We start from the raw sequence: 4,239 nt of genomic DNA, 5'->3' as shown, positions 1-4,239 counted from the left end.
GAGGTAGACGATCCTGCGGACATCGGCCGCCCGGGCCGCGGCGGCGAAGGCGTTCGCCGCCCGCCGGTCGACCGCGGAGAAGTCACCACCACTGTCGATCGAGTGGATGAGGTAGTAGGCGACCTCGATCCCGTCGAGTGCGGACCGCAACGACTCCGGATCCCGGGCGTCGGCGCGGACGACCTCCGCCCGGACGGCCCACGGGATGTCCCGCAGCCGGACGGGATCCCGGGTCATGACCCGGACGTGGTGGCCACGGTCGAGCAGGCGGGGAGCCAGCCGGCCGCCGATGTACCCGGTCGCCCCGGTGACGAGGATGCGCACGCTGGTTACCTGCCCCGGTAGGCCCCGCCGTACCCTGGCGCCCGGCCGATCCGCCGTCGCCGTGCCGGGGAACGCCTCGAACAGGCGGGGGACGCCCCGGGCGGGCAGGGACGCCCCGGGCGGGCGCCGTCAGGCCGAGGCGGCCTCGGTCACGTCGGTACTCAGGTAGGCCGACCAGCGTGGATCCATCCGACGGGAGCCCAGAATGCGCCAAGCGGCTCCGCTCGGCGCCCGTGGCGCCGTGCGGAGCCGCCAGCCGAGATCAGCGACGGCCCGGTCGGCTTTCAGATGGTTGCAGCGGCCACAGGCCGCCACGACGTTCTCCCACGCATGCGGGCCCCCACGGGAGCGTGGAATGACATGATCCAGGGATGTTGCCGGAGCATTGCAGTACACGCAGCGATGATGGTCGCGGGCCAGCACACCCTTGCGGGTCAGCGGGACCTGCGAGCGGTACGGCACCCGGACGAAACGCGCTAACCGGACCACGATCGGGACATCGATGGATGCCGTCGCGGACCGAAGAACCTGCCCGGCCGATTCGACCATGACGGCCTTGTCGGTCAGGACCAGCACCAGCGCGCGCCTTTGCGACACCACGCACAGAGGCTCGTACGTGGCATTGAGAACCAGCGCCTCTGCCACGCGCCGACCTCCTGCCCACCGAGGGCCCTTTGCGGGCCGTTCTGCCCAGCGTCTCCGGTGACAATGGATAGTCAACCTTCTTCTGCGGCAGAACGCGAGCCTGTTTGCATGGTCATCGCCTTTCGTGCCGTGGCGCTGCACATATCTCGTGGCCTTTGTCACATGCGGGCGACCATTCTGTGATCATATCAATACGGAAAGTGCTTTTTGAGTGTAGTGGGAGACCTGGCCGGGTTGGGTTGGAGAGTGGTTGGGCCGGAGTGTGGCCGTCCGTCGACCGGATCGGGGCCCCCACCGCCGGGCCACCGGCATGGGTGAGACTGACCTGGGGCCGCAGCCCCGGCCGCCGCGAGCGCGGGAGGGCCGGTGACCTCGGCCGGCTCGGGGAACTCCGAATGATCGCAATCTACCGGAAGGATGATCGACGCCGTGACGCCCGCCCCGTCCCTGCTGGCTCAGCCTCTCATCCCGTCGCTGGGAATGTTGCTGTCCGCCTCGCCGTCACCCACCGGATCACCGGGCCCGACGTCCGGGCTGACGACGCCCACCCCGCTGCCCTCGCCGAGCCCGTCGGTGACCTCCGACCCGCTGGTGTCCCTGGAGGGCGTCGCGACCGCGCTTCGGGACGCCTGCGGGACCGATCCGGGGCTGCTGTGCCGCACCGTCTACAACACGACCCACAGTAACTATCTCGCCTCCGGGGCTGAGGTGTTCCTCGGTACCCCGATCCGCATCGCGCTCATTTTAGTGATCGCGTTCGTGGTGCGGGCGCTGCTGCACCGGTTCATCCGGCGCACCACCGACATCGGACACGCCACCGAACGGACTGGTTCCGGCAGCTGGGGCGGGTTGTTCCGGAGTTCCCGGGCCGGCTCTCTGCTAGGCGCGTTCGGCGACCCGGCAGTGCTGATGGAAAGGCGCCGTCAGCGTGCGGCGACGGTCGGTTCGCTGCTGCGCAGCGTGACGTCCATCTTCATCTTCGGCCTGGCATTCCTCAGCATCCTGGGCGAGCTGGGCATCAATCTCGCCCCCATCGTCGCCAGCGCCGGTGTGCTGGGAGTCGCGGTCGGTTTCGGTGCGCAGAACCTCGTCCGGGACTTCCTGTCGGGGATGTTCATGCTGCTGGAGGACCAGTACGGGGTGGGAGACGTGATCGATCTCGGCCCGGTCTCCGGCGCCGTGGAGGCGGTCAGTCTCCGGACGACCAGACTGCGCGACGTCGAGGGCACCGTCTGGTACGTCCGGAACGGCGAGATCACCAGGGTCGGTAACAAGAGCCAGCAATGGGCACGGACCGTGCTCGACGTTCCGCTCGACTACGACACCGAGGTCGCCACCGCCAAACGGGTGCTGGCCCGGACGGCGAACGAGCTCTGGGCGGACGCGAAGTGGAGCAGCCTCATCCTCGCCGAGCCCGAGGTCTGGGGCATGGAGACCATGACCTCGGACGGTTACACCCTGCGTGTCGCCATCAAGACCCAGCCGCTCAAGCAGTGGGAGGTCGCGCGTGAGCTGCGTGAGCGGGTCCGGACCTCGCTTGGCGCGGCTGGCATCGAGCTCGGTTCCGTGCAACGCAGTGAGGTGACCATGGTCGACGACGACGAGGAGAGCGCCGGGAGCCGTGAGGAGGACGACGCGGATCCGGATGCCGGGGTCGGCGGGGGTGACGCGGACGCGCAGGGGACGGATCTGCCGCGGGCACGGATCGACCCGCCCGCCCCCGGCTCGTCGCGCCTGAGGGGTTGATCTGGTCGGCCTGGGCGTGCCGGTCGGTCTGGGCGTGCCGGTCGGTCTGGGCGTGCCGGTCGGTCTGTCCGGGCTTGCGGTGGCTGAAACCGTCCTGAGGATCGCGGTACGTCTTCCTGAGACCGGCCCCGCGCAGCACCATCACCGCGTCGGGTGAAGGCAGACTGGGGGCGTGCGGGTACTGGTGGTGGACGACGACGCGGCTGTCCGGGAGTCCCTGGAACGCTCACTGCGGTTCGAGGGGTACGAGGTGGCCACGGCGGTGGACGGGGCGGACGCGCTCGATGTCATCGGCCGCGAGCGGCCGGACATCGTCGTGCTGGACGTGATGATGCCCCGGGTGGACGGGCTGGAGACCTGCCGTCGGCTGCGGGCCCAGGGCGACGACGTCCCGGTGCTCATGCTGACCGCTCGGGACGGCTTGGCCGACCGGGTCAGCGGCTTGGACGTCGGTGCCGACGACTACCTGGTCAAACCGTTCGCCCTGGAGGAGCTGTTCGCCCGGTTGCGGGCACTGATCCGCCGGGCGGCGTTGGCCGCGCGGGTGCGGGCGGCCGGTTCGGACGGGTCCAGGGGGATCCCCGACTCGACGCTTCGCTACGGCGGGGTCTGTCTGGATCAGGTCAGCCGCCAGGTGACCCGCGGTGATCGGGAGCTGATTCTGACCAAGACCGAGTTCGAGCTGCTGGAGTTGTTTCTCGCCCATCCGCGTCAGGTGCTCTCCCGCTCCATGATCATGGAGCGGGTTTGGGGGTATGACTTCGGCCCGACGTCGAACTCGCTGGAGGTCTTCGTGAGCTACCTGCGCCGCAAGCTCGAGGCGAACGGCGAGCCCAGGCTGTTGCACACCGTGCGCGGAGTTGGCTACGTGCTGCGTGAGCCGTCGGGGGACCGGGCGTGAGCAGTGCCCCCGACCAGGGGGCCGCGCCCTCGCCGTGGTGGCCGCAGCCGGTAGCGGGGCATGCGGCGGTGGGGCAGCCGGTAGCGGGGCATGCGGCGGTGAACGGGCGCGCCGGCCGGTTGGACGGGTTCGCGCGGCGCGTCCACCCGGGACGTCACCCCAGGATCCGGTTTTCCTCCCCGCTCGGTCAGCTGACGTTGCGGGCCCGGCTCGCCCTGCTCGTCGGGATGGCGGTGGCTGCCGCCGTGACGGTCGTCGCCGGGGTGTCGCTGGGGGCGACCAGCATCGTGCTGAACCAGGCCATCGACGACCAGCTCGTAGAGCAGGCTGAGGCGTCGGCGCGCACCATCCAGACCAGCCCGCTGGGGCTGGAACTGCAGGCGTTCAGCTTCGGGCTGGAGGGCCAGTTCCTCGACGCCGCCGGCAATCCGCTGGAGAACGCCGTCTCGTCCTGGAACAGCGTGCGGATCCCGGTCGACTCCGCCGACGCCGAGGTGGCCCGGCGGGAGCGGGCCCAGAACCTGCGCACGATCGCCGTTGACGGGCAGTCCTACCGGCTTGTCACGGTTCCGCTGCAACGTCCCGCGTCCGGCGGTGCATTGCAGCTCGCGCGGCCGACCACC

General features: G+C 70.1%; 4 protein-coding genes and 1 pseudogene. 3 read left to right on the top strand and 2 right to left on the bottom strand.

Going from position 1 to position 4,239, the window contains the following annotated elements; all coding sequences use genetic code 11:
• Both AC08OO_RS05300 and AC08OO_RS05295 read right to left on the bottom strand, forming a co-directional pair.
• On the bottom strand, positions 1–324 hold a 324-nt coding region (locus AC08OO_RS05300), incomplete at its 3' end, for an NAD(P)H-binding protein (RefSeq protein WP_476618284.1).
• 129 nt (positions 325–453) lie between these two features.
• Positions 454–969, bottom strand: a complete 516-nt coding sequence (locus tag AC08OO_RS05295) for an HNH endonuclease (RefSeq protein WP_011435599.1) — start codon at positions 967–969, stop codon at positions 454–456.
• Positions 970–1,386: 417 nt separating this feature from the next.
• Between AC08OO_RS05295 and AC08OO_RS05290 the strand changes: the two genes are divergently transcribed.
• The 3 genes and pseudogenes from AC08OO_RS05290 to AC08OO_RS05280 form a co-directional block, all read left to right on the top strand.
• On the top strand, positions 1,387–2,715 hold the full coding sequence (locus tag AC08OO_RS05290) for a mechanosensitive ion channel family protein (protein ID WP_476608424.1): 1,329 nt from the start codon (positions 1,387–1,389) through the stop codon (positions 2,713–2,715).
• A 172-nt stretch (positions 2,716–2,887) separates the two neighbouring features.
• Complete coding sequence (locus AC08OO_RS05285) at positions 2,888–3,616, top strand: response regulator transcription factor (RefSeq protein ID WP_476610402.1); 729 nt, start codon at positions 2,888–2,890, stop codon at positions 3,614–3,616.
• A pseudogene (locus AC08OO_RS05280) lies at positions 3,613–4,239 on the top strand (sensor histidine kinase); the annotation flags it as partial. The gene AC08OO_RS05285 and the pseudogene AC08OO_RS05280, both read left to right, overlap by 4 nt.

This window comes from Frankia sp. CeCAU1 (genome assembly GCF_977971845.1).
Note: the sequence above shows the minus strand (reverse complement) of the source record. Positions and strands in the feature narration are given on the sequence as shown.